Genomic DNA, 25,699 nt, shown 5'->3' on the forward strand with positions numbered 1-25,699 from the left:
TGAACGGCAACCATCCACAACCACAACCATCCAAGGAATCGGATATGACATTCTCCTCCGACCAATATGCATTTTTGTCGCAGACGATCTACGAGTCGCTAGATGTTGGTAGCAAGCTCCGAAGCGATACGCGCGAGTTCAGAGTTCGATACATTTCGCCACCATCCTCCACAAACTATCGCGGCATGGTGGTGCAGGACGTTGTGACCGGGCAGCTTGTCGTCGTAAACAAGGGCACAGATCCAACAAATGTTCACGACCTTATCGCCGACCTTGGCATGGGCATGATGGGTGCGCCCACGCAGTGGCCCGAGGCCGCGAGAACCATGCGATGGGCGCTGGACTACGCGGAGCAAAACCATATTCCGAAGGGCCACATCAGCATTACCGGCCATTCCCTCGGCGGGGCGCTTGCCCAGCTGCAAGCCAGCCTTCCCGAGGCTGCCGGTATCCGAGCGGAAACGTTCAACGCCTACGGTGCGGAAGCCATGGCGACCGCCCTCGCCAGAACCCAGCCCCTCGACGTCGCTTCAGCGAGAACTCGCGTCGTCAATCACCGCATGCTTCATGATCCAGTGTCCAAGTTTGCGGGACATATCGGCTCCGACAAGTTCTACATGGACCAGAGCGACTATCCGCGGCACAAGGAGGGCAGCCTCTTTCCCATTGGCGAGGCCGTCTCGACCGCGGCGGCGCACGGCATCGGCAACTTCTGGGACAAAGAGCGCAACCAGCCGGGAGCGGTTTTCGCGCACAACTACATGCTTGATCTGCAGCATCGCCCGCTTGACGACCTTCCGTCCGGCGTCCCGCTCGACCTGTCGGCACCGTGGAACATTCTGGGCGAACAGCAGCGCTCGCCGGTGTCGCCGGCGACATCGCGGCCATGGGCACCCGGCGCGACGCCCCACGGCGTCGGTCACCTCGGTGACGAGACGCGGGCGCTGTACAGCGCCCTGCAGGAACGCGTTCCCGACGCGGGGCCGAAGCGACTCATGCAGTTCACCGCGGCGTGTCATGAGAACGGCATCACGGCCGGGAACCTCGATCGGGTTTATCTCAATGAAGAGGCGATGACGATCGAGTTCCACGGCAAGAGCTGGCTCGCGGTGCCGACGGTCATCGATCTGAAGAAGCCATCCCCCGAGCCGGAGCATTCGGTCCGCCAGATCCAGCAGGTCGACCAACAACAGCAGGCGATCGACCAGTACATCGCGCAGACCGCGCAGCTCGGCCGGCAGGGGCCGACGCGATGAGGTGGCCATTGTTCGGACGCGACGAGAGCGCCAAGCGCATCGCTCGATACGACGTGCGCACCACCGAACTGACGGCGCTGCGCCGTCACCTTCCCGCGATGCGGACGACGGCGGATGAACTCGCGCACGGTGTCGCCCATCTGCAGGTGCTCACCGGTACGGCGGCGCTGCAGCAGTCGGTGTACGGAGTCACCGCGCTGAGCGATCTGCACGCGGCGGCGATCTCGGACCTCGAGCAGGGACGCGACGTCGGCGCGATGGTCCTGGCGAAGGAGGGCATTCGCCTCGCGGTGGACGCGACCTATGTGTTCTGCGATCCGGAGGGCAGCCGTCTGGAGGCGCTGATACGCCATCAGCTGGATGCCGAGCGGGAGCGGCTCGCCCATTGGAAGCGCGCCTTTCCCGAAGACACCCAGCCAGGTCCGTGCCTCAGGCGACTGGACGATCTCTGCCGCCGGTCGCCCTGGTATGCCCAAGCGCCCGAATGGCCGTCGTTCGTCACGCGGGCGGAAGCCGTAGGCCTCGACTCATGGGTTCACCCCATCTTCTCGGCCGCGAGCGGCGCGAGCGAAGCGGCTACGCGGCAATTCATCAACGCGGTGGAACGCGAACAGCTACCGGAATCCGAGCTTGCCGCCGCGTCGCGCTACCGGACGGCACGCGACCTGTCGGACACCCTTTACGTGGAAGCGGTGGCGCTGCTCCTCTTCGCGCACGTACTGCACCAGCTGTCGGTCAATGTCGGCGATGCCGTGGCGACCACCGTGGCGGAGTGCGGCAAGGAACGCATGGAGTCGCTCCTCGCCGAGCACGACGCGCTCGCCGAAGCGCACGTCGATGACAGGAACGTGTACTTCGCGGTGCGTTCCGGCGGTTGACGGTTGACGGCGCCCTATCGCGCCCAGGTGCGCTCCAACGGTGGGGGCGCGATCAGGCTTCCGCGAGCATGCCGACGAGCGTGGTCTCGAGCTCTTCCAGGTCCGGGATGATCGCCGTGTCGTCGCGCACGAGGACGCGGGCGCGTACGCCGAACGGCAGCTCGTGCCCGTTGTGGGTGGGCAGGAGCAGTTCGGCGTTGAGCGTCGTCAGGCGCGGGAAGCCATGGGTGAGGACCGCGATGTAGGGAAGCTCTGCGTGCTCGCTCACGGACTTCAGCACGGCGACGCGCGACGCCTGCGCGGGGGCGTCCTCCGGCAGGCTGGCGACGTGGTCGAAGCTGACGAGCGGAATGCTCCAGCCGCGCCAGGCGATGCGCCCGAGTAGCCACGAGGGCGCGTCCGCCACCGGCTCGACGCCGGCCAGCGTGATCACTTCGGCCACCGCGGCGTTGGGCAGCAGGAGGCGCACGCCGCCGCTGGGAATCAGGACGCAGCGGATTTCGCGCGGTAACGGCTCGCTCATGGGAATTCCTCGATCAGTTTCTGCGCCAGGGCACGTGCGTCCCCGGCGAACCCGGCCACGCGCTCTTCGCGAATGCCGGTGACCATGTGCCCAGCCTCGAACTCGGGCGGCACGGTCTCGACCCAAACGCGGCCACCGCCGTCGTACACGGCCTGCGCGCCGGCGACCGCGTCGTTGCCCTGTCCGGCGAACACGATCGCCAGGGCATCCGCGCCGAAGCCACCCGCGAGGGTGCTCAGGATGCCGTCGATCGAAGGGCCCCTGGCGCTGGCGGAACTGCCATCGTCGTGGACGGTGACGCTGCCGTCGCGACGGACCTGGACATGCGAACCGCGTGGCACGACGAGGCAGTCGCCGTGGTTCACGTGACTGCGATCGGTGGCGACACGGCCGCGACCGAGCCGCGCGACGAGCGCGTCGGCGTCGCCGTCGTGATGGGTCGCGACGATCAGCACGGCGGGAACCCGGGAGGGCAACGCCGCCAGGAAGCTCGCGATGGAGGCTTCGCTCTCGTGCGTACCGCCGACCACGACCACCCGGCGCACGGCGCGCGAGGCACCTTCGAGGAACATTTCGTGCGAGAAGGCACCGTCGGTGGGGGGCGCGACCGCCTCCTCCATCGATACCAGTTCGAGCGAGAGTCCGGCCTCGAGCCCGTGCGTTCCGTCGTCGACGACGTCCTGCGCGAGGAACTCGGCGGCACTCAAGGTCTCGATGCCGAACTCGGCCGGTGGCGCGCGATCGACCGGCTGCACGACCACGGCGTCGTGGTCGACCAGGTCCCACTCGGGGACCGGCGGCGGCACGTATTCGGTCGCACGGGATTCGATGTCGACGGTCGGCAGCGCGGCGTCGGTCGGCGGCGGTGCCGATTCTTCCATCGACGCGAGGCTGAAGCGGCTCACGTCGAACTCGCGCTCGACCGGCGCGGCCGCCAACGGTTCGTCCTCGACGACCTCGAAACCGGACAGATCGAGCGACGCCAGTTCCGTCAGCTCGACCGGCGACGAAGCGATGGACTCGATATCGTCGCCGTCGATCGGACCGGGACCGGTGTCGGCCAGCAACGCCTCGAGTTCGGCGGCGAGTTCGGTGGGGTCCGCACCCTGCCCTTCGTCGTCCACGACATCGAGCGGCGTGGAGAAGTCCAGGTCGTCCATGCGGTCGGCCTCGATGCCGGAGACCTCGTCGAACGCGACATCGGCGGCCGCGTCGACCGGCGCCGGCGCCGGCGCCGGCGCGTCGGGGTAGCCGTGGCTGCCGGTGATCGCGAGGTCGTCGACCAGCGGCTCGGCCAGGAGCTCTTCGGACGGCGCCGCGATGCCGGCGATCGCGCTCACGCGCGGCTCGATGGCGCGCGCGTCGTCGGGCCGGGGCGGATCGAGCGCGATCTCGCCCACGAGCTTGGCCGCGAGGTGACGCGCCCAGCGGGCACGATCCCATCCCTGCAGCTGGCGACTGGCGTCGGCATCGTTGAAGACGAGGCGCGGGTGGCCTCCTTCCACGGTGTCGTAGAGGCGATCGAGATCGTCGTCGCCGGGATCGTCGAGGTCGACCACGACGACGTCCGCCGACGAGCCGACGAGCTCCGCCGGGGCGAACGACTTGAGGTCGGACTCGTAGACGATGCGGGCGCCCTGCGCGACGAGCGCCTCGCGCAGGTGGGCGGACAGTCCTTCATCGTCGAAGAGCAGCGCGACCGTCGCCTGCCGGTCAACCATGGTGGACTCCGAGCACGTCGTTGATCTGCACGATGAGGTCGCTCTCCTGGTACGGCTTGCCGATGTAGCGATCCACGCCGATGTCGAACGCGCGCTGGCGATGCTTGTCGCCGGTGCGCGACGTGATCATGATGATCGGCACGCCGGCCAGCCGTTCGTCGGCCTTCATCTGCGTCGCGAGTTCGTAGCCGTCCATTCGCGGCATCTCGATGTCGAGCAGCATCAGGTCGGGCACGCGTTCGTTGAGCTTCTCGAGCGCGTCCACGCCGTCCTTCGCCGTCATCACTTCGAACTCGTGGCGCTCCAGCACGCGGCCGGTGACCTTGCGCATCGTGATGGAGTCGTCGACCACCATCACCAGCGGTTTCACGCGGACCTCGTCCTGGGCGCGCGGCGCGTGCGGCACCTGCGCCTCGGCCTCGAACGCGCGGCGGGCGACGCCGTGGCGCACCAGCGGCGCGAGGTCGAGAATCATCAGCACCGAGCCGTCGCCCATGATCGTCGCGCCGAGCACACCCGGCACCGAGCTGACCTGCGGACCCACCGGCTTGACGACGATTTCGCGCGAGCCCAGCACGGCGTCGACGCGGATCGCGGCGCGCAGGTCGCCGGAGCGGGCGAGCAGGAGCGGGATGTCCCCTTCGTCCGGCGACGAGATCACATGCACGCCGAGCAGTTGCGGCAGGTCGTGGATCGCGTATTCCTCGCCGACGTAATCGAACGACGGCGACTCGTCCGCCATGCGATGGGCGAGCTCGTTCGGTTCGACGCGCGCCACGCCGTGGACCGACGTCATCGGGATCGCGTAGTTCGTCTCGCCGATGCGGACGATCAGGGCCTGCGTCACGGCGAGCGTGAACGGCAGGCGCATCACGAACGTGGTGCCCTCGCCCTTCTGCGATTCGATCGCCAGCGTGCCGCCGAGCTGCTTGATCTCGTTGGCCACGACGTCCATGCCGACGCCACGGCCCGCCACCTGGGTGACCTTCTCCGCCGTGGAGAAGCCGGGCACCTGCGTGAGCTGGAAGATCTGGTCGTCGGAAACGCGGGCGTCCGGACGCAGCAGGCCGCGTTCGATCGCCTTGGCGCGGATCGCGTCGCGATCCATGCCCGCACCGTCGTCCGAGAGGCGCACGACGACCTCGGTCGCTTCGCGTGCCACCTGGATGCGGACGGTGCCTTCGGCGGTCTTGCCCGCGGCCTCGCGGGCGTCCGGGGTTTCGATGCCATGCGCGACGGCGTTGCGCAGCATGTGCTCGAACGGCGCCTTGATGCGGTCGAGCATGTTGCGGTCCATTTCGCCGTTGGCGCCCTCCACCACGAGCTGGGCGCGCTTGCCCACGTCCGAGGCGGCCTGGCGCAGCGTGCGGCGAAGGTTCGGCACCATCGCGTCGAACGGCAGCATGCGCGTCTGCATGAGGCCTTCCTGCAGTTCCGCGTTGACCTTCTGCTGCTGGAGCAGGAGGTTCTCGGACTGACGGGTCAGCTCGTCGAGGATCGTCTGCAGCGACACGAGATCGGAGACCGACTCGGCCAGCGCGCGCGAGTACTGCTGGAGCTGCGAGAAGCGATCGAGTTCGAGCGGGTCGAAACTCGTGACGCCCGTATCGCGATGCTCCTGGTGGTAGCGCGCGATGATCTGCGCTTCCGTTTCGATCTCCAGCATGCGCAGCTGGCTGCGCAGGCGGCTGACCGTCTGCTCGTGCTCGGTGAGCGCCGAGCGGAAGCTCGCGGTCTGCTGCTCCAGGCGGGAGCGGTAGATCGAGACCTCACCCGCATGGTTCACGAGCGTGTCGAGCATGTCCGCGCGGACGCGGATCTGCTCCTGCGACGCGCGCTGGATTTCTTCTTCCTCGAACTCCGGCAGCAGGTCCGGCAGCTCGCGGTCGAGCACCGGCGGTTCCGGCTCGGGCGTGGCTTCGTACGCGGGGGCCGGCACCATGACGGCGGCCTCGCGTTCCTCGCGGTACGCCTCCGCGGTGAGCGTGTCCGGCGCGATGGGCGCACCCGCCAGACGCGCGAACGGCTCGATGTCCGCGTCGACGAGGCCGATGGCCCTGCCCTGCGCGATGCTCTGGATCATGCCGTGCAGGCGGTCGAAGCCGACCTCCATCGCCTCGATGGCGGCGCGATCGCTCTCGCGCTGACCACCGGCGACGGCGTCGAGCAGGGCCTCCATGGCGTGCGACAGGTCGCCCACCGCGGCCATGCCCGCCATGCGTGCGCTGCCCTTGAGCGTGTGCAGATCGCGCTGCAGCGCGGTGACGTGCTCGGCCTGCTCGGGCTCCGCGCGCCACGACGCGAGCGACGCGTCCGCGTGATCGAGGATCTCGCGGCCTTCCTCGATGAAGACCTCGAGCAGGTCCGTGTCGATGTCCGCGTACGGCGACAGTTCGGGAACCAGTGCCGGCGCGGGTTCGTCGATCGGCGTGTGCACCGGCTCTGCGACGGCTTCGTGCGACTGGTCTTCGATGACGACGGGTGCCTCGTCGACCCGCTCCGCCTCGACTTCGGGCTCGAACTCGGGCTCGAACTCGGGCTCGGCCTCGGGCGTCACCTCGGCGACGGGTTCGAAGGCGGGCTCTGCGTCGGCCGCGGTGTCTTCCAGGAACGAGGGCTCGTCCAGCGCCGCCGCATCGTCGGTGGATGCCATGTCCGCGGCGATCAGCTCGTCGACGAGGAAACCCTCCTCCTCGGACACCGTCTCGTCGATCGCTTCCGCGTCGACACGCGGCTCGACCATGCCGTCGTCCGTGTGCAGCACCTCGCCGTCGTGCGACATCGGCTGCGGCAGCGGCTCGTCGTGCGGCACGACGGGCGTCGTCCCTTCGATGTCGCCGACCAGCGCGCGCCAGGCCGCTTCTTCGTTCGCGTCGTAGGTGAGGATCGGCTTGACCTCGCCCTCGGGCTTCTCGACCTCGAAGCGCTCGATCGACGCCATGAGTTCAGCGGTCAGGTCGTCCGCCGACTGCGACGGTTCGAGCGAGGCCACGTCGATGGGCGGCAGCTCGTCGAATTCCTCCTCGGGTTCCGCGTCGACAGGCGCGGCCTCGATCGCCTCGTCGGCGAACTCGTCTTCGAGCAGCGCTTCGTCGAGCGTCGGCGCGGCCGGCTCGGGCTGGTCTTCGGGCAGCCAAACGTCCGCTTCGTCCGTCTCCACCGACGAAGCGACCGGCTCGTCGAGCGCGAGGTCCGCCTCGGCGTCCTCTTCCGACAGGACCGGGTCGGCCTCGTAGAGGATGTGCGCGACCGTCGCTTCCGGTTGTTCGTCGCGCAACGCCGCGATACGCGCGGCGAGTCCGGACACGTCGGGAACACGCGGATCGGGCTCGTCGAACAGCGCCATGACGTGGTCGACGAGGTCGGCGGCTTCCGTGAGCGCGGCCACGCCGTCGGCGCCGAGCGGGAGACCCGTGGCGCGCACGCGCTTGACCAGACCCTCCAGCGGCGCGAGCACCTGGATCAGGACCGGGATGTCGACCATGCCGATGGCGCCATGCAGCGTGTGCACGGCGCGCAGCAGGCCGTCGTCGACCGGGAGCGCTTCCTCGCCGGCGCGCGCGAGGTGCGCGCGGATGACATTGAGGTACTGCCCGACTTCCGTGCGCAGGATGTCGAGCAGGACGGCATCGACCGGGGGCAGCGAAGGCGCGTTGAACGCCGGTTCGGCGGCCACCGCTTCCGAGGCCTGGAACGCTTCCAACGGCTCCGGCTCGACGGACGCTTCCGCTGTCGACTCGACGGGGGTTTCGACCGGCGCCTGGCCATAGGCCGCGAAACCCGCGACCGGCACGGCGGCGATCGTGTCGCGCGGAACGCGACGCTTCACCTTGCTGCGGACGCGATGGATGGAATGACGCGCGATGTCCTCGACGTAGGCGGTGTCGCCCATGGCGAGTCGATCGGCGGTCTCCATGATCGCGGCGATCGGTGCCGCCGGCGTCGCGTCGCCTTCCAGCGCCGCCTTGAGCTGCGGCAAGGCGTCGACAGCGTGACGCACCAGCGCCTGCACGCCGTCGTGCGCGCCGATGGTGCCGTCGAGCACGCGATTGAGCATGTTCTCGACCTTCCAGGCGAATTCGCCCAGAAGACGGGCGCCGACCAGCCGGCCGGAACCCTTCAGCGTATGGAACGAGCGGCGGATCGGCACGAGCGCGTCGTTCCGCTCCGGCTCGACCAGCCAGTTCGCCAGGCCCGTACGCAGGTTGCCGATCTCCTCCTCGGTTTCCTCCAGGAAGATCTCGCGGATCTCGTCGTCGATGCCGTCGACCGTGATCTGGAAACCGGCGAACTCGGCCATGCCGGTTCCACCCACTTCCTGCTCGATCTCTTCCTCGATCTCGACCCAGTCGTCCTCGTCCGCGACGGCGGGCGCTTCCGGATGAGCCGCGGCGATCTCCGCCTCGGTGGGCGGTTCGTCGACAAGGTCGAAACTGTCGGCGAAGCTCGACACCGTCTCGCCCGCGTCGACGCTCGTCGACGGCAGCACGATATGCGCGATGGCCTCCGCTTCGATGTCGTCGAGCGCGATCCGGCCGAGTTCGTCACCGGCTTCGTCGTGCGCCGGCTGCGCGTCGACCGGCACCGGCCAGTAACCCAGCTCGGCGAGGCTCTGCTGCGTGACGTCGAGGATGTGCTCGAGGCCGCCGCGGTGCTCGCGCGCCGCCTCGAGGTAATACTCCAGCGCCGCGAGCGCATCCGCCAGGCGATCCATCTGCGTGCCGTTGGGCACGCGGCGGTCGCCGAGGAGCTCGCGGTGGATGAACAGGCCGATACCGTCCGCCAGTTCCGCGGGGCGGCCGGCGCCGAGCATGCGCATCGCGCCGCCGATCTCCGCCATCAGTTCGGGCGTTCCGGCCAGCTGCTCGTGGTCCCAGGACGATTCGACGAAACCGACGATCGCATCCTTCACCTTCGAGGTGTTGGCCGTCGCCTCGCGCATCAGCGTCGAAAGGATGTGGCGCGCCTCGCTGCGCGGCAGCGGCGACGGGCCGAGGTCCGCGGCGGAAACCTGTTCGCCTTCGGCGCCCAGGCGTTCGATGTGGTCGTCGAGCGACGCTTCGACATAGAGCAGCGCGCCGGCGACGTCGAGCAACGATTCCTCGTCCGGCGCGCGCGCGCCCGTGGCGATCTCGCCGAGGATCCGGCGCTGCTCGCCCACCACGCGGCGCGGCACGCCGAGCGCCAGCATGCCCAGGGTGTCGCCGACGCGGTCGAGCACGTCGGTCTGCTGGCCGAGCTGGGCCGGATCGCCGTCGGGACGACGCAGGAACAGGTCGAGCGCTTCCTTCACGCGCAGCAGGTCGTCCTTGATGGCGGCCGACACGGTGTCGAGCAGCGCGCGGTTGTGGCCCGACATCGAGCCACGCGCGTGTTCCACTTCCGCCGCCTGGGGCAGCAGTCCGTCCAGACGGTAGGTCTGGCGCAGCTCCTCGATGCGCTCGCTGCCCGGCTTGGCCTGGGCGACGTAGTACAGGAGCTTGCGCGCGAGCTCGTCGGAATCGCCGCTGAGCAACGCTTCCTCGCCGCCCTCCACGAGTTCGCGGATGACGCGGTCGACGCGGCCGATCAGCTGGCGCACGTCCTTTTCATGGGCCCGCAGCACGCCACGCTCGAGGCCTTCGAGCACGCCGGCGGCGATCCACCAGAGGCGACGGCCGGCGATCGTGTAGCAACGCGCGGCCAGGCTGTCGAGCGTGGCCCGCATGCCGAGAAGCTGTCGCTCGTTGCCCTGCCCGCGGAACCAGGCCAGCAACTGCTGCTGAAAGCGCACGCGCAGGTCGGCGACCTCGGCACGATTGGCCTCGGCCATCGCGGGATCGCTCGCGCCCGGCGCGGCGGCCGGCAAGAGCGTGTCGAGGTTCGGCGTGAACAGCGCGGACTCGTGCAGCGACTGCTCGCCGCGGCTGGCGCGGAGGTCGTTGAGCAACGGCAGCAGCACGATCGGCACGTCGCGGTGACCGCTCTGCAGGCGCTCCAGGTAATCGGGCATCTGCATCATGCCGCGCATCAGCGCGGCATAGGCGTCGTCGCGATGGGCCACGCGATCGTCGATCAGCGCGGCGACCAGCTGCTCCATTTCGCCCACGACCATCGCGGCGCCGTATAGCTCCACCATGCGCAAGGTGCCGTGGACCTGGTGAAGATCCGCGGCGCAGGTGTGCATGACGTAGGCGTCGCGAGAGTCCTCGACGTACGACTCGAGGGCCTGGCGTGCCTTGGACAGGGCGTCGTCGAGCTCGGCCTTGACCCAGTGCAGCGTGGTGAAATCGTTGTGGTCTTGAAGTCTCACCGCATCAGCCCGGCAGCTTAAAGTTCGCGACGGAAAGGCGCAGGTCGTTCGCGAGCTGGGCCAGGTTGCCGATCGATTCGGCCGTCTGGCTCGCGCCGAGCGACGTCTGCGACGTGATCTCCTGGATGACGTTCATGGTGGCCGACGTATCCGTCGCCGCGGCCGACTGCTGGCGGGCGGCGGCCGAGATGTTCTGAATCAGCGCCGAAAGATCGTTCGAAACGCGTTCGATGTCGCCCAGCGCCGTACCCGCGTCTTCCGCGAGACGGGCGCCCGCCACCACTTCCGCGGTGGTCTGTTCCATCGAGCTGACCGCCTCGTTGGTATCGGACTGAATCGTCTGCACCAGCGTTTCGATTCGCTTGGTCGCGCTCGCCGAACGTTCGGCGAGGCGCTGCACTTCGTCCGCGACGACCGCGAAGCCGCGGCCCGCCTCACCCGCCGACGCGGCCTGGATGGCCGCGTTCAGGGCGAGGATGTTCGTCTGCTCGGCGATGTCGTTGATGAGTTCCACGATCGAGCCGATCTCCTGCGACGATTCGCCGAGGCGCTTGATTCGCTTGGATGTCTCCTGGATCTGGTCGCGAATCGAGTCCATGCCCTGGATCGTCTCGCGCACCACTTCCGCGCCGCGCGACGCGATCTGCACCGAGCGCTGCGCCACGTCGGCCGACTCGGCCGAATCCTTCGACACCGTGTCCATCGAGGTCGCGATCTGGTTGATCGCGGACGTCGCGGAGGTGATCTGCTGCGCCTGCTGCTCCGCCGCGTCGGCGAGGTGCATGGCGGTCGCCTGCGTTTCCTGGGCCGCCGCGGAGACGCGCACGGCCGTCTCGTTGATGGTGGTGACGAGGTTGCGCATCTCGTCCACGGCGGAGTTCATGGCGTCCGCGATGGCGCCCGTGATGTCTTCCGTCACGGTGGCCTTGATGGTCAGGTCGCCTTCGGCGAGCGTGCCCATCTCGTCCAGCAACCGCATGATCGCGGTCTGGTTACGCTGGTTCAGTTCCGAGGTGGTCTCGAAGCGGCGGCGCTGGTCGCGCACGAGGTTGTAGACGAGCAGCAGCGCGAAGAGCACCGCGCCGATGGCGCCGAGCAGGCCCCACCACACGTTCGGGAACAGGCGGGTCAGCGGCAGCTTGGCGATCTGGTCGGCGGACTCGTTCGCGCGGAGCAGCACCGTCTGCGAATCGAGGGAGGCCTGGTTGCCCGCGCGCTTCACGTCCTGCAGGTTCGGCGAGGCGGCGACGAGCTGGCCGACGGGATCGACCAGGTCGCCCCACGACGTCTGCATGCCTTCGAGGATCTTGCGCGCGTTCGCGTCGCTGATCGCGCGCACGCCGCCATCCGGATTGCCGTCCACGAGGCCCTTGAGCACGGCGCCGTACAACTGCGCGTCGCGCGAGAGGCCGTCGGCCGCGGACTGCGCGCCGTCGCCGCCCTGGAGAATCTCCTGCACGCGGCGGATCATGCGGTCGGCCATGAGCATCCATCGCGCGATGGTGAAGGTCTGCTCCACCGAGGCGTTCTTCTGCTGGACGATGTTGAGCACCTCGTCGGTGCGGGCGTTGAGCAGCGGCATCTGCCGGGAGAACAGGTCCGCGCGTTCGCCCGAGGACAGCACGAGGTCCTTGTTCGAGAGGATCTTGCCGATGTCGGCATCGAGCTGGTGCCAGGCGTTGGCGAGCGCGCCGATCGCGCGGCCGGACTGGGTGGCGTTGTCGTCGGCGTAGGCGGGCATGCCGCTCTTCTCGTCGCCCTTGACCAGGCGCTGCACGGCCGAATCGATGGTATTGCGCGTGGCCGACAGTTCGCGGAACGAGTCGCGGTTGCCGTCGGACGCCTCGAGCGCGTACTTCGCGGTCTGCTGCGAAAGCACCTGCACCTGGGTCGTCAGCGCGATGGCTTCGCGATCCTCGCCGTTCTTGTTGTTCAGCCACCAGAAGTCGACCGACGCCAAACCGATCGCCAGGAGCAGGAACACGATGACGATCGTGTAGCCACGTTCCCGGCCTGCGCCGCCTGCTGTCGTGCTCATATCCACCTCATCCAAACCTGGCAAAACCAGCCGCCGTCGCCTCGACGAGGTCGCCGGCATGACGAAACGGTCGTAACGACCGCCCCTCCGTTCCCATCGCGCGGACGGCTCGGACCGCCGCGCCCATCCTGTGAGGGGACCGGCCGGACGACCGTTCCCCTTCCCCCTGGAGACGCCTTACAGCGCCGCCTGCCGGAAATCCGGCGCACGAACCAGACGGCTCATGCTGAACAACCCGAACGCCTGCTCGCCCAGCTGGACGTTGCCGGTGACGAAACGCGCCAGACGCGGATCGCGCTCGTCCTCGCCGGTGCCGCGCTGCTCGTCGTCCATCGTACGCTGGCCGAACACCTCGTCCACGAGCAGTCCGACCGTGCCGCCGTGCTGGCGCACCAGCAGCAGGCGGGTACGCTCCGACGAAGGCGTCCGCTCGTCGAAGAGGAACCGGCCCAGGTCGATCGCCGGGACCAGGTTGCCGCGGACGTTCGCCACGCCCATCAGCCAGGGCTGGGTGCCCGGCACGTTGGTCAGCGGCGGGACGGCCAGCAGTTCGTTGATCTCCTCGATGCCGCTGACGAACGCGCGGCGCCCGACGCGGAAACCGATGCCGCGCCACAGGCCGAGCGATTCGACGCGCTCCGGCGCGTCGGCCGAATGGGCGAGACACGCGCGCTCGTAACGGGCCAGCAGCTCGAAAGGCGAAAGGGTCGCGATCTCGCTCATGGCCGCCTCAGTGCGTCTTGTTCGGCAGGAGGTTGGCGATGGTGGCGAGCAGTTCCTTCTCGTTCACCGGCTTGGTGATGAAGGCCTTCGCACCCTGCCGCAGACCCCACACGCGGTCCGTTTCCATGGATTTGGTGGTGATCATGACCACGGGCACGTCCGCCGTCGCCGGATCGCGGCTCAGCGTTCGGGTGGCCTGGAAGCCGTTCATGCCGGGCATGATGACGTCCATGATCACGAGGTCGGGCTTGGCCGCGCGGATGCGGTCGATGCCGGCCTCGGCGTTGTCCACGCTCGCAACGGAGAAACCCGCCTTCTCGAGCAACGTGGTGAACACGCGGACGTCGGTGGGCGAGTCGTCGATGATGAGAATATTTGCCACACGTCCCCCTGGACGCCTTGAAACCGTGATGAAGGTCAGCTCGCCTTCGCGTAACGATGGATCGCGCCGAGGAGTTCGTCGCGGGTGAAGGGCTTGGTCAGGTACTGCTCCGCGCCGACGATGCGCCCGCGCGCCTTGTCGAACAGGCCGTCCTTCGAGGACAGCATGATCACGGGCGTTCCGCGGAAGTGGGCGTTGTTCTTGATCAGCGCGCAGGTCTGGTAGCCGTCCAGCCTCGGCATCATGATGTCGACGAAGATGATGTTCGGCTTCTGGTCGGAAATCTTGGCCAGCGCCTCGAAGCCGTCGACCGCGGTGAGCACGTCGCAGCCTTCCTTCTTCAGCAACGTTTCCGCCGTGCGTCGGATGGTTTTCGAATCGTCGATGACCATGACCCGCAAGCCGGCCAGGTCGTTACCGCGTCCGTTTTCGTTCACTACGCCCCCGTCACCACGCACAAAAAACCGCAAATCCCCTCGCAGGATAGCCGGTTTTGCACCGGTCGTTCCGTGCGCCAGGTCGATGTCCGGGACGGCGACGTCCCGGCGGCACGCTCTTTGGCGTTCCTCCCGTTCGCTGTTTAATGGTTGGCCCCTGTCCCGTCAAGATGAATTGTTCTTAAAGGCCGCCTTCACATTCCCGAACGGGCCCCGCCTTCACTAGACTTGACCCCTTTCCTGCCTTTCGGGACCCGCCCCATGCCGCTTTCCGTCGCCGTCCTGATGGACCCCATCCGCGCCATCAAGATCGCCAAGGACACCACGTTCGCCATGCTCCTGGAGGCCTCCCGCCGGGGCCACGCCCTCCTCTACATGGAACAGGGCGATCTGGCGCTGCGTGGCGGCGAGGCCTGGGCGCGCCTGCGCCCGCTCACGGTCAAGGAGGACCCATCGGGCTGGTTCACCCTGGGGGAGCCGCAGTGGCGCCCGCTGGCCGAGGTCGACATCGTGCTGGCCCGCAAGGATCCGCCGGTCGATCCGCAGTTCGTTTACGACACCATGGTGCTGGAGCGCGCCCAGCGTGCCGGCTGCAACGTGGTGAACGATCCGCGCTCCCTGCGCGACTGCAACGAGAAGCTCTTCGCGCTCGACTTTCCGCAGTGCATCGTGCCGACCCTGGTGTCCCGCGACCGCGCCGAACTCAAGGCCTTCGTCGCCGAGCACGGCCAGGCGGTGCTCAAGCCGCTGGACGGCATGGGCGGCCGCGGCATCTTCAAGGTGGCCGCTGGGGACAGCAACCTCAATTCGATGCTGGAAACCCTCCTGGACGGCGGGCACGCCTTCACCATCGCCCAGAAATACATCCCCGAGATCACCTCCGGCGACAAGCGGATCCTGCTGATCGACGGCGAGCCCGTACCGTATGCGCTCGCGCGCATTCCGCAGGGGGACGAGTTCCGCGGCAACCTCGCCGCCGGCGGCAAGGGCGAGGGCATTCCCCTCTCCGACCGCGACCGCTGGATCGCCGCCCAGGTCGGCCCGGAGCTGGTGCGCCGCGGCCTGCGTTTCGTCGGCCTCGACGTCATCGGCGATTACCTGACCGAGATCAACGTCACATCTCCGACGGGGGTCCGCGAACTCGACGCGCGGTTCGGCATTAACATCGCGGGGTTGCTGTTCGACGCGATCGAGGCCCGATGACGACCCGCACCACCGGCGCCGACCTGTTCGGCGCGACCCTGCTGTTCTCCCTGCTCCTGCACGGCGTCGTCATCCTCGGCATCACCTTCGAGATGGAGAAGCCGCGTCCCGCCGTGCCCACGCTGGACGTGACGCTCGTGGACGTCGCGAACCAGGAGGCGCCGGACAAGGCCGATTTCCTGGCGCAGGCGAACAACGCCGGCGGTGGCGACCAGGACAAGGCGGCACGCCCCTCGGAACCAGTGTCGGGTCTCCTGCCCACGCCGGTGGCGCACGGTGCGGCCGAGCCGAAGGAAGCGCAGGCACCGGCACCCCGTGAGGCGGTCCCGGAACAGCAGCTGACGACCTCCGGCGAGACCGCCTTCGCGGTCGACACGTCGCGCAAGGACAGCGAACGGAAGGAGCGCCCCCTCCCGGTCTCCGACGAGGAGGTGCAGCGGCGCGAGGAAATGGCGCGGCTCGCCGCCGAGGTACGGGAGCAGTCGCAAGCGTACGCGAAGCGCCCGAAGAAGAAATTCATCTCCTCGAACACGCGCGAGTACGTCTACGCCGCCTACATGAAAGGCTGGGTCGGTCGCGTGGAGCGGGTGGGAAACCTCAACTACCCCGACGAGGCGCGCCGCCAGGGCGTCTACGGCGAACTGGTGCTCACCGTCGGGCTCAACCGCGACGGCTCGATCAAGAGCATGGACGTCATCAAGAGCTCCGGCCACAAGCTGCTCGACGACGCCGCGCAGCGGATCGTGCGCCTCGCGGCGCCCTTCCCCGCGCTCCCACCGGACAAGACCCGGGTGGACGAGCTCTACATCACGCGCACGTGGCAGTTCCTGCCGGGCAATATGCTGCGTAATTACTGAAACGGACGTTTCGCCGTTACAGCAAACTCATGTGGGAAGCCCGCTCGCGGGCGAATGGGTGCTCGCGGCAAGCACCCATTCGCCCGCAAGCGGGCTTCCAACAAAACATCGGCTCGTCGGTTATTTCGGAAGCAGCTGATCGGCCTCGCTCACGTAGGCCTTGTTCGCCTTGCGGTCCCAGACGCAGAGCTCGCGGCCGGGCCGGTTGTTCATGTGCTTCTGCGGGTATCGGCCGGCGAGCACCAGCGCGGTCACGGGCACGCGGTCGTCGTACTGGATCGGGCCGCCGACCGGCTTGACGTCCTTCAGCCCGCTCGCCGCCACGCAGGCGCGCGTCAGCCGTTGGTTGTAGTCCGTCCAGGCGTCCGGCGACGAGGCCAGGGCCGCGCCCGAAAATGCCATCGCCGCGACGACAAAACCCTTTGCAAACATGTGCTTCCTCATCGGCTTTCCTCCTGTGATCCGGTCCACACGGTAAGCATCGCCGGCTGAACGTTCGCGTACGACAGACGGCGGGAGCGGCTACAATGCGGCCATGACGTTCGCCAACACCTTCGCCGGCCAGTTCCTGATCGCGATGCCCTCGCTCGCGGAGCCGCCTTTCGCCCGCGGTGTCGCCTTTCTCTGCCAGCACGGCGAGGACGGCGCGGTCGGCCTCCTGATCAACCAGATCTCGGAATACCGCCTCGGCGACGTCCTCGCCCAGATGAAGCTTCCCTGCGACGATCCGGAGATCGCCGACAACCCCGTCCTGATCGGCGGACCCGTGCAGCAGGAGCGCGGCTTCGTGCTCCATCGCGAGCCGGGACACTGGGATTCCAGCTATCGCGTCAACGAAGACTGGTCCGTCACCACGTCGCGGGACATCCTCGTGGCCATGGCCAAGGGCGAAGGCCCGCGACGCGCCATCGTCACGCTCGGGTACGCGGGCTGGGAGGCCGGTCAGCTCGAGCAGGAAGTGATGGACAACGCCTGGCTCACGACGCGTGCCGACGAGCGCATCGTTTTCGACACCCCGCTCGAAGAGCGCTGGTTCGCCGCGACGAAGAAGATGGGCGTGCGCGACCCGTCGCAGTTGACCGGCTACGCCGGCCACGCCTGACGCCGCCGGTACCATGAGCTGCCTGTTCGGGTTCGATGTCGGCACGAAGATCGTGGGCGTCGCCGTCGGCAATCGCCTCACGGGCACCGCCCGCGCGCTCGCCGCCATACCCGTGCGCGACGGTCAGCCCGACTGGCAGGCGCTCGACACCCTTCGCCGCGAATGGTTGCCGGCCGAACTCGTCGTGGGCTTGCCGCTGGACAACGAGGGCAAGGAACAGCCGATGACGAAGACGGCGCGACGCTTCGCCGAGAGCATCGGCGCGCGTTACGCCCTGCCGGTGGCGTTCGCCGACGAGCGCATGAGCTCCCAGGAAGCCGCACGGCGTTTCGCGGCGGGTCGGGCGGCGGGCACGCGCAAGCGCTCCGACGCGAAGTCGATCGACGCCGAAGCCGCGGCCGTCATCCTGGAAAGCTACCTCGTATCGTGATTCCGCGCGTTCCGTGTATCGTCCCCCGCATCGCATCCGAATCCGAACCGTTCCCCTCCGTTTGAGGACGTCATGTCACAACGCCTGCGCCATCTGACCACCCTCGAAAACCTGCCGCGCGAAGCGATCGAGCGCCTGCTCGATCGGGCCAACAGCATGCGCGACGCGACCGCCCACGGAACCCGCAAGCTCGACCTCCTCGCGGGCCGCACGGTACTGAACCTGTTCTTCGAACCGTCGACGCGCACGCGCACGTCGTTCGAGCTGGCCGCCCGACGCCTCGGCGCCGATGTGGTCAACTTCGACATCGGTTTCTCGTCGACCGCGAAGGGCGAGGAACTCTTCGACACGCTGCACACGCTCGAAGCCATGCACCTCGATACGATCGTCGTGCGGCACAAGGAATCCGGCACGCCGGAGTCGCTGGTCAAGCACGCCATGAGCGGCGTCTCGGTGGTGAACGCGGGTGACGGCAACCGCGCGCATCCGACGCAGGGCCTGCTCGACGCGCTGACGATCCGCAACCACCACCCCGATTTCCGCAAGCTGCGCATCGTCATCTGCGGCGACGTGCGCCACTCCCGCGTCGCGCGTTCCGACGTGCACGCGTTCAGCGCGCTCGGGGCGAAGGACATCCGCATCGTCGGCCCGTCGGCCCTGCTTCCGGCGGAAAGCGAGCTGTCCAACGTCAGCTACCACGAGGACTTCGACGAGGCGATCAAGGGCGCGCACGTGGTGATCATGCTCCGTCTGCAGAAGGAGCGCATGGCCGCGACCGATCTGCCGGACGAAGCGGCGTACTTCGACCGTTTCGGTCTCTGCACCCGCCGCCTCGCGCTCGCCGAAAAAGGCTGCCTCGTGATGCATCCGGGCCCCATCAACCGGGGCATCGAGATCGCGCCGGAAGTCGCCGACGGCGCCCAGTCGCGGATCCTCGAACAGGTCGGCAACGGCGTGTTCGTGCGCATGGCGGTGCTGGCGGAAGTGATGGGGCGCTGACGCGACACAGGTGTTTGCAAAAGCGCCGGGGCATCACCCCGGCGCCCGATGCGATCATCGACGAGGCGACTGCGCCCTGCTGTGCGCCCACGGCGACGTCGAACGCCTGGCTCCGTTCTCGATCCACGAAACACTGATCGATTCCAGGAGCACGAGGTGGGGAGCCTCGTGCCACGCATCGAGGGTGATCGACTTGATGCCTACCGGCGCGCTGAACTTCACGGCGCAAACGCCCAGGCGATCATCGTCCTCGCTGTCTTCGCTACTGCCGTCGTTCGTGTACATCCGCAGGAACGAGCTGGTGAAAGATATGTACTTCAACTCCGCCTGCGTGACCACGGGCTCCTCATCCTTGCCGTAGAACGTAAGCTCGGCGATATTGCCAATCCCCGCGGTGTTCTTCAGTGCGAGGTACCTTCCGCCAAGGAAGGAGAAGTTCCGCTGAGCGTCATGATCAAAGACATTGCATTTGATCATCGCGTCGCCCCGGGTCAGAACGAACTCGTTACCGACCAGCGAGAAGTCTGAAAATGCGTAGGTATCCATACCTGTCTCCCGTAGATTATGAAAGTAAGGGCGGCCAGGGCCGCGGTGAGTAGCGGCGGCGCACGCACCGCCACCAAAGGAATTTCCTGCCAGGTCAGATACGCCAGGGCGAAAGCGTCCAGGGGATATAGACATCGCCTTCCCCACGCGCATTCGCCCATGGCCTGACCGTCAGCGACTTCAGAAGTGCGACGTCCCCGCGGGTGTTCTCGTAGACGCAGCGCAATCGGCGGATGCGGACGTCGCCGGCGTCACGTCGTGCCACGCGCATGCCCGTCAACAACGCGGCCGGTACGTCTTCGCACTCGATGAACGACTCGTTGGCATACGTCCATTCCAGTCGATGCGGCAACGTCGTCGCGTATTCCAGTTCGACCGTCGAGACGGGATCGGCGAAGTCGAGGGCGAACGACTGCATGCCTTCGCTTTCGAGCCGCAGGAACGTCGCCCCGTCGCCGAACGCGGGCACGATGACCTGCGTACCGCGAGGGCCCGGACGGTCGACGACCATGTCGACGCGCAGGCCTTCCGACACGACCAGCGCCCTCGAGCCTTCGGCGGTCACGAGGAGGTCGTCGGTCAGGTCGAGGTACATCGCGGGGCGCGGCGTGTAGGGTCTGGCGGGTGCCGGCGTCGCCGCCATGCCGCGCATCCACTGGGACGCTCGCCCCACCCAGCCGCGGTCCGACGCCGCCGGCACCTCCAGGCTGCGCAGGCACACGATCGCGGGCGACCGCAGTGGAAATTCGCAGCGCAGGCTCGCCACGCGCGTTCCGCCCACCGCCCATCGCGCCGTGCGGAACCCCGTGAGGTCGGAGGGCCCGACTTCCTGCGGGTGCACCGTGCCGCGCTCGTCGGTCCAGTACAACTGATGGCGCGTGTCCGCGAGGTAGGTCAGCGCGGCGTCTTCGACCGGTTCGTCGAACGCAAGGTCGAACGCCCAAAGGCCGTGCCGAACGGCACGCAGCACCGGTGGACCCGATGCCGGCACCGCGACGTCCCAGACGGCCTGTGGCTCGCCGACCTCGTCGACCGTGATCGTGAAACCGGGCTCACCCCGATGTATCGCGCGGCCACCTTCGATGGCGAACCGTCCGGCTTCGAAAAAATGAATGTGCATGTCGCCTTCCATGGCAAGGTGCTTCCCATCGATGCGGCGATACCGGTTGCCCGGATCGCGACGACACGCGACGCGGGCACCTCCTTCGCGACAGCGATAAGCGTTCAGCGCATCACGACCTGTAGGCGTAGACGGTGACCGAGTATGGAGTACTCCTTGTAATCGATGCTCTCGAACTCATCGAAGTGATGTCTATAGATTGGCGACCCCGGTGCGTTCCGGGCCGCGAGACGCTTTCGTGCCTGCTTGCGCTTCGGTGAGTGCCTTCCATTGGCTAGACTCCTCTGGGCCACGCGCCATGTGCCCGACGATCCTAACGGTGAGCCACCCGACGTTGCTCTCGACCATTCGTTGTAGGGCGCTCACGTCTTCTTCTGGTCGATGAACCGCATCCGCTCCCCGCTTGCCGGATCGGCTTCGATCACTGTCGCAGGAATGTACAAACGCGGCGGCCTGCGCGCGATGCAACTGAAGGCCCGATCCCTTCGCAAGCGTGCCCTACGACCGAAGAGGGATGGCTTGCGCCGTGATGGCGGCGCAGGATGTTCGAGGCGTCGCATTCGCACGCCGGCATCGACGGACGATGCCGTTCATTCAGGGAGAACCCATCATGGCAAGGCATGAGTTCAAGAATTTCCAGCAGGTCGACGGCAGGAATTACTGGTCGGCTACCAACGACGAAGGCGAGACGGTTTACATTGAGCCTCAAGCCAACACCCAGCTGAAGAAGGACGGGGACTACCTCGTCATCTTGTCCGGGGACGACACCGATCAGGCTCTCGTCTTTTTCACCGAGGACTTCAATGTCGACGACTCGCACGTGGTCGTCGCGACGGTGGGCTTTCAGGCAAACATTCAAGAGACTTATGTCGATTATCTCGACGGCGAGGGCGACTACTATTCGGTGCCCATCGTGGACGGCCCGGAGATGACCGCGACTGCGACTCTGCCGGACTCCACCCCGAACAGTTCCCCGAGCGAGGAGGCGAGGAAACGTTGGCAGCATCTGTACGGAGACAAGGATCCGCCGGAGAACAAGGACGCCTTGGAGCACATCCGCTGGCTCGGTTTCACCACCTTCGCGGAGGTAAAACTCAAGTATCTCGAGGTCACGAAGAGAACGAAGGCATAAGGGCGACGCCAGGCTGACCTCTCCGCTTCCGGTTGCCGCGCTCGCGGCGCGGCAGCCGCCGAATTGTTCCGGGCTGTCGATCGGGCATTTTTTCGCACCTGCCGAGTCGTTTCACCGCCCGCTGCGCCCCCGCGGATCGTCGCACGCACAGGATTCCGTGACCCCGTGCCCCCCCCCTAGCGCCCCCGTTACCCATGCGCGGGCAAGGCATCCGGCGCCGTGCCGGTATGCATCGGACTTCCGCGCCCCTCGGTCCAATCCGGCATAATGGCCGCTCCAGGGACCAACTCAACGGGATACAAGATGCGACCGACCAAGCGACTCATCGCGCTCGGCCTCGCCAGCGTGCTGCTGGCGGCCTGCGGCCACAAGGACAAGGATGCCCCGCTGGCGTTCGTACCGGCGGACACGCCGTACGTGCTGGCCAACCTCGACAAGCTCGACGACGACGCCTACGAGGCGGTGATCGCCCAGGCGAACAGCGAGCTGCCGGGCCAGGTGGTCCAGATGAAGTCGGTCGCGCAGGATCTCGAAACGAAGGGCAACGTCGAAGGCGCCCGCCTGCTGCGTGCCTTCGCCGCCGAGTTCGACGGCAAGACCGCCGAGGCGGCGCTGAAGAACATGGGCCTCGACGTGAAGACCGGCTCGGCGTTCTACGGCCTCGGCCTCAGCCCGGTCGCGCGCGTCGCGCTGGCCGACACGGCCGCCTGGGACGCTTTCCTCGGCCGCCTCGAAGCCGCCTATGGCAAGAAGCTGGATGCCGCCGACGCCGGTGGCCAGGCGTATCGCCACGTGACCCTCGGCGATACCGGCGTGCAGCTGATCATCGCGACGGTCGGTAAGCAGGCCGTCGTGTCGCTGCTCCCGGCCGATGCCGCGCAGCCGATGGTCCGCCAGGCGCTCGGCGCCGACCGTCCGGAAAAGAGCCTGCAGGACGACGGCCGCCTCGCCGACCTCGCCAAGGCGAAGGGCTATAAGGACTACGTGGTCGGCCAGCTCGACCTCGTCCGCCTGCTGCCCCTCGTGGCCGCCGGCAAGGACCCCCTGTTCTCCACCTTCCTGAAGCACCAGTCGGCGAAGACCGGCGAACCCATCCCGCCGCTTCCCGCCAGCTGCGTGCCGGAAGCGTCGCGCATCGCCGCGCGCGTGCCGTCGATCAGCTTCGGCTACACGCGCCTCGACCTCCACCACCAGGAACAGCGCGTCGACATCGCCCTCGCCGACGACATCACGAAGGCCTTCTCGGGTCTCAAGGTCGAGCTGCCGGGCCTGGGCCAGGACGCGAAGGATCCGTTCGACCTCAGCATCGCGCTGCCGATGGAGCAGCTGCGCACCTTCGCGACCGCGCAGGCGGAAGCCGTCGCGGCGAAGCCGTTCGAATGCCCCGCCTTCGCGAGCATGAACGACAGCTTCGCGAAGTTCGGTTCCACCATGCAGCAGTCCGCGATTCCGCCGTTCGGCGACATCCGCGGCGTGCGTATCGCGCTCGACTCGTTCAAGCCGGCCGCCGCTGGCCAGCAGCTGCCGTCGTTCACCGGCCGCGTGCTGCTCGCCACGCGCAACCCGGCGGGCCTGCTCGCCATGGGTCAGGCGATGCTCGGCGGCGACTTCAAGCTCGCCGGCGACGGCAAGCCCGCTCCCCTGCCCCAGAACATCACCGCGATGCTCGGCATGCCGGGCTGGGCGGCCATGAACGGCCAGGCGATCGTGATCGGCGTGGGCGAAGGCGAGGATGCGAAGCTCGACGACATGCTCATGGGTTCCGTCGGCGATGCCGGCCGTTTCAGCCGCCTGCACCTCACGGGCGACATGTACCGCACCTGGGTCGACGTGATGGCCGACAAGGCGACGTCGTACGCCGCGTCGATGGCCGAAGCCGCGGGTGCGGATGGCGCCCCGGACGACCAGCAGGCGCAGGCCATGGCGGCGGAGCGCTCGAAGGCGCAGTTCGATGCCATGAAGGCACAGGCCGCACGCATCGTGCGCGTCTCCGGCGAATCGCACATGGAAGAGAAGGGTCTCGTGCTCTCCGGCGCCGTCGAATACAAGTAACGATCCGCGCAAGACCGCATTAAAAAAGGGGCGCCTTCGGGTGCCCCTTTTTTCGTGCCCCATGACTTCTTGACCTACCTGAACGGAGAAAATTTCCCGGCACGAATCGTTCACGGATGCGCTGTTTCCATTGGCCCCGCGATACGGCAGCCACAGAGCGTGGCGCCATCGCCAGACCCATTCAGCGTGTAACGAAGGAGTTCGATCATGATCAACGCCAACCTCCGCAAGGCCCTGTTCGCCGCCGCCCTCGTCGCCGGTCTCGGCACGGTTCCGTTCGCGCAGGCATATGCTCAGGACTCCGCTGCCGCCGCGTCCAAGGGCGACAACCAGACGGTCGCCGGCAAGGCCGACGATACGTGGATCACCACCAAGGTGAAGAGCGAGTTCGCCGCCAACAAGTCGGTCAAGGCCACCGATATCTCGGTCAGCACCACCGAAGGCGTCGTGACCCTCACGGGTACGGTCGCCACGGCGAAGGAGAAGAGCCACGCCGAAGCCATCGCCAAGAAGATCAAGGGCGTGAAGAGCGTGGACGCCAGCGGCCTGACCGTCTCGGCTGCCGCCGCGAACTAAGCGTCGCTTAGCGCAGGACAAAAAAGGGAGCCCCTCGGGCTCCCTTTTTTTGTTGGAGCGGACCCGGCCGCGACAGCTCTTCGCCCCTCCCTGCGAGCTGGCGCGTGAGCTCGAGAACCGCGGCGAGAAGCTGTCGCGGCCGGGTCCGCTCCTACATCGGTTGGACGCGTCGGCGTCAGCGGTGCAGCATGCCGCCGAAGGTGTTGCGATCGGTGGTCTTGTCGATCTCCACGCCTTCGAGGCCCTGCGACAGCGTATGCGCGTCGCCGCCCTGCGCCAGCTTGATGCGCAGTCGCACTTCGTTCGAGCTGTCGGCGTGGCGCAACGCGTCCTCGTAGGAGATCTCGCCCGCGTGATACAGCTCCACGAGGCTCTGGTCGAAGGTCCGCATGCCGAGCTGATTCGAATCTCGCATGAGTTCCTTCAGCTTGTGGATCTCGCCCTGACGGATGTAATCCTGCGCGAGCGGCGTGCCCAGCAGCACTTCCACCGCGACGCGGCGCGCCTTGCCGTCGGGCGTGGGGATCAGCTGCTGCGCCACGATGCCCTTGAGGTTCAGCGACAGATCCATGAAGAGCTGCTGGCGACGGTCCTCCGGGAAGAAATGCAGGATGCGGTCCAGCGCCTGGTTGGCGTTGTTCGCGTGCAGCGTACACAGGCACAGGTGGCCCGTTTCGGAGAAGTTGATGGCGTGCTCCATCGTCTCGCGCGTGCGCACTTCGCCGATCATGATCACGTCGGGCGCCTGGCGCAGCGTGTTCTTCAGCGCGTTCTCCCAGCTGTCGGTGTCGATGCCGATCTCGCGCTGGGTGATGATGCAGCCCTCGTGCTTGTGCACGTATTCGATCGGGTCCTCGATCGTGATGATGTGACCCGTCGAGTTCTGGTTGCGGTAACCGATCATCGACGCGAGCGAGGTCGACTTACCGGTGCCCGTGCCACCCACGAAGATGATGATGCCGCGCTTGGTCATCGCCAGCTGCTTGATGATCGGCGGCAGGCTGAGTTCCTCGGGCGTGGGGATCTTCGACTCGATGCGGCGCAGGACCATGCCGACGCAGTTGCGCTGGTAGAAGCACGACACGCGGAAGCGCCCGATGCCCGACGCGCTGATCGCGAACTGGCATTCGTGGGTCTTTTCGAACTCCTCGCGCTGGGCGGGCGTCATCACGTTCAGCACCATGTCGCGCGACTGCTGCGCGGACAGCGGGCTCTGCGTGATGGGCACGACGCGCCCCTGCACCTTGAGCGAGGGCGCGACGCCGGCGGTGATGAACAGGTCGGAGGCCTGCTTGTGCACCATCAGCTTGAGGAAAGAAGTGAAGTCGAAGTCGCTCATGGCCTGTATCCCATGCCGGACCGGGCCGGCGTCCCCTGTGCCGCGATCATATACCCGCCACGCGGGCGGGTGCAGCGACTGCCTTCACGTTAA

At 67.3% G+C, this 25,699-nt stretch carries 21 protein-coding genes; 10 read left to right on the plus strand and 11 right to left on the minus strand.

What is annotated here, in order from left to right; all coding sequences use genetic code 11:
- The first annotated feature begins 44 nt into the window (after positions 1-44).
- Entirely contained in the window at positions 45-1,256 is a 1,212-nt protein-coding gene (locus tag J2X58_RS09325; RefSeq protein ID WP_310047756.1) for a hypothetical protein, read from the plus strand.
- On the plus strand, positions 1,253-2,134 hold the full coding sequence (locus J2X58_RS09330; RefSeq protein WP_310047757.1) for a hypothetical protein: 882 nt from the start codon (positions 1,253-1,255) through the stop codon (positions 2,132-2,134). The genes J2X58_RS09325 and J2X58_RS09330 overlap by 4 nt, the downstream gene beginning before the upstream one ends.
- A gap of 52 nt (positions 2,135-2,186) precedes the next feature.
- Here J2X58_RS09330 and J2X58_RS09335 read toward each other — a convergent pair whose 3' ends face one another.
- The 7 genes from J2X58_RS09335 to pilG form a co-directional block, all read right to left on the minus strand.
- Positions 2,187-2,657, minus strand: a complete 471-nt coding sequence (locus J2X58_RS09335) for a chemotaxis protein CheW (RefSeq protein WP_090052182.1) — start codon at positions 2,655-2,657, stop codon at positions 2,187-2,189.
- The gene (locus J2X58_RS09340) at positions 2,654-4,378 is read right to left on the minus strand and encodes a chemotaxis protein CheB (protein ID WP_310047760.1); all 1,725 of its coding nucleotides are present in this window, start codon (positions 4,376-4,378) and stop codon (positions 2,654-2,656) included. The genes J2X58_RS09335 and J2X58_RS09340 overlap by 4 nt, the downstream gene beginning before the upstream one ends.
- Positions 4,371-10,670 (minus strand): Hpt domain-containing protein, encoded by a 6,300-nt coding sequence (locus J2X58_RS09345; RefSeq protein ID WP_310047761.1) that lies wholly within the window; start codon positions 10,668-10,670, stop codon positions 4,371-4,373. The genes J2X58_RS09340 and J2X58_RS09345 overlap by 8 nt, the downstream gene beginning before the upstream one ends.
- 4 nt (positions 10,671-10,674) lie before the next feature.
- Positions 10,675-12,708, minus strand: a complete 2,034-nt coding sequence (locus J2X58_RS09350) for a methyl-accepting chemotaxis protein (RefSeq protein WP_090052178.1) — start codon at positions 12,706-12,708, stop codon at positions 10,675-10,677.
- Positions 12,709-12,885: 177 nt separating this feature from the next.
- Positions 12,886-13,431 carry a chemotaxis protein CheW gene (locus J2X58_RS09355; RefSeq protein WP_090052177.1) on the minus strand — a complete coding sequence of 182 codons (546 nt, stop codon included), beginning with the start codon at positions 13,429-13,431 and terminating at the stop codon, positions 12,886-12,888.
- Between the two features lie 7 nt (positions 13,432-13,438).
- The gene (locus tag J2X58_RS09360; protein WP_090052176.1) at positions 13,439-13,813 is read right to left on the minus strand and encodes a response regulator; all 375 of its coding nucleotides are present in this window, start codon (positions 13,811-13,813) and stop codon (positions 13,439-13,441) included.
- 35 nt (positions 13,814-13,848) lie between these two features.
- Positions 13,849-14,250 (minus strand): twitching motility response regulator PilG, encoded by a 402-nt coding sequence (gene pilG, locus J2X58_RS09365; RefSeq protein ID WP_304441822.1) that lies wholly within the window; start codon positions 14,248-14,250, stop codon positions 13,849-13,851.
- 261 nt (positions 14,251-14,511) lie between these two features.
- Between pilG and gshB the strand changes: the two genes are divergently transcribed.
- Positions 14,512-15,453: a glutathione synthase gene (gshB, locus tag J2X58_RS09370; RefSeq protein WP_090052175.1), complete on the plus strand. Its 942-nt coding sequence runs from the start codon at positions 14,512-14,514 to the stop codon at positions 15,451-15,453.
- A complete protein-coding gene (locus J2X58_RS09375) occupies positions 15,450-16,310 on the plus strand; it encodes an energy transducer TonB (RefSeq protein WP_310047762.1) in 861 nt (286 codons plus the stop codon). The genes gshB and J2X58_RS09375 overlap by 4 nt, the downstream gene beginning before the upstream one ends.
- Positions 16,311-16,430: 120 nt before the next feature.
- On the opposite strand, the gene J2X58_RS09380 is transcribed toward J2X58_RS09375, so the two are convergent.
- Positions 16,431-16,742 (minus strand): hypothetical protein, encoded by a 312-nt coding sequence (locus tag J2X58_RS09380; RefSeq protein WP_310047763.1) that lies wholly within the window; start codon positions 16,740-16,742, stop codon positions 16,431-16,433.
- 103 nt (positions 16,743-16,845) lie between these two features.
- On the opposite strand from J2X58_RS09380, the gene J2X58_RS09385 reads away from it, so the two are divergent.
- The 3 genes from J2X58_RS09385 (at position 16,846) to J2X58_RS09395 (ending at position 18,841) form a co-directional block, all read left to right on the plus strand.
- Positions 16,846-17,412: a YqgE/AlgH family protein gene (locus J2X58_RS09385; RefSeq protein ID WP_090052172.1), complete on the plus strand. Its 567-nt coding sequence runs from the start codon at positions 16,846-16,848 to the stop codon at positions 17,410-17,412.
- 13 nt (positions 17,413-17,425) lie between these two features.
- Complete coding sequence (gene ruvX, locus J2X58_RS09390; RefSeq protein WP_090052171.1) at positions 17,426-17,842, plus strand: Holliday junction resolvase RuvX; 417 nt, start codon at positions 17,426-17,428, stop codon at positions 17,840-17,842.
- A 72-nt stretch (positions 17,843-17,914) separates the two neighbouring features.
- Positions 17,915-18,841: an aspartate carbamoyltransferase catalytic subunit gene (locus J2X58_RS09395; protein ID WP_090052170.1), complete on the plus strand. Its 927-nt coding sequence runs from the start codon at positions 17,915-17,917 to the stop codon at positions 18,839-18,841.
- A gap of 54 nt (positions 18,842-18,895) precedes the next feature.
- Here J2X58_RS09395 and J2X58_RS09400 read toward each other — a convergent pair whose 3' ends face one another.
- Together J2X58_RS09400 and J2X58_RS09405 are read right to left on the minus strand one after the other, a co-directional pair.
- Entirely contained in the window at positions 18,896-19,387 is a 492-nt protein-coding gene (locus J2X58_RS09400; RefSeq protein ID WP_310047765.1) for a hypothetical protein, read from the minus strand.
- A gap of 94 nt (positions 19,388-19,481) precedes the next feature.
- The gene (locus J2X58_RS09405; RefSeq protein WP_310047766.1) at positions 19,482-20,507 is read right to left on the minus strand and encodes a hypothetical protein; all 1,026 of its coding nucleotides are present in this window, start codon (positions 20,505-20,507) and stop codon (positions 19,482-19,484) included.
- 583 nt (positions 20,508-21,090) lie between these two features.
- On the opposite strand from J2X58_RS09405, the gene J2X58_RS09410 reads away from it, so the two are divergent.
- From J2X58_RS09410 to J2X58_RS09420, 3 genes are all read left to right on the plus strand, one after another.
- A complete protein-coding gene (locus J2X58_RS09410) occupies positions 21,091-21,639 on the plus strand; it encodes a hypothetical protein (RefSeq protein WP_310047767.1) in 549 nt (182 codons plus the stop codon).
- 303 nt (positions 21,640-21,942) lie between these two features.
- Complete coding sequence (locus J2X58_RS09415; RefSeq protein ID WP_310047768.1) at positions 21,943-23,691, plus strand: hypothetical protein; 1,749 nt, start codon at positions 21,943-21,945, stop codon at positions 23,689-23,691.
- 207 nt (positions 23,692-23,898) lie between these two features.
- Positions 23,899-24,267 carry a BON domain-containing protein gene (locus tag J2X58_RS09420; RefSeq protein WP_090052160.1) on the plus strand — a complete coding sequence of 123 codons (369 nt, stop codon included), beginning with the start codon at positions 23,899-23,901 and terminating at the stop codon, positions 24,265-24,267.
- A 175-nt stretch (positions 24,268-24,442) separates the two neighbouring features.
- Here the strand turns inward: J2X58_RS09420 and J2X58_RS09425 are convergent, their stop codons facing one another.
- Positions 24,443-25,606 carry a PilT/PilU family type 4a pilus ATPase gene (locus tag J2X58_RS09425; protein WP_090052159.1) on the minus strand — a complete coding sequence of 388 codons (1,164 nt, stop codon included), beginning with the start codon at positions 25,604-25,606 and terminating at the stop codon, positions 24,443-24,445.
- Positions 25,607-25,699 lie beyond the last annotated feature (93 nt).

Source organism: Luteibacter sp. 3190, assembly GCF_031456385.1.
Lineage (GTDB): Bacteria > Pseudomonadota > Gammaproteobacteria > Xanthomonadales > Rhodanobacteraceae > Luteibacter.